The following is a 251-nucleotide window of genomic DNA, read 5'->3' on the forward strand; positions in this document are numbered from 1 at the left end:
TATGTTGATATTGCAGCAAAGTTACAGCAAAGAGCTCCTAAAAATAGAGTTCTATTGGGGCAATCAATTAAAGAGTTATTAGATTTACCTGAAGATATTTTGGAAATAAGGCATGTTCAATCTAAAGGCGAAAGGGTAAAAAAAGAGTTTGTTGAACCAAATTATCTAGATGCTGATGGCAATCGAATTAATTACAAGCAATATGTACTCAACCATGAAAAATATATAGCTTTGTTACCAAGCCCTGCAAC

Annotated in this window: 1 pseudogene; it reads left to right on the forward strand. The window is 33.1% G+C overall.

Annotated elements, in window-relative coordinates:
* Nucleotides 1-251, forward strand: a pseudogene (locus SB765_RS32015) (adenylate/guanylate cyclase domain-containing protein); the annotation flags it as partial.

The organism is Pseudomonas sp. SIMBA_067 (assembly GCF_046534675.1).
Lineage (GTDB): Bacteria > Pseudomonadota > Gammaproteobacteria > Pseudomonadales > Pseudomonadaceae > Aquipseudomonas > Aquipseudomonas putida.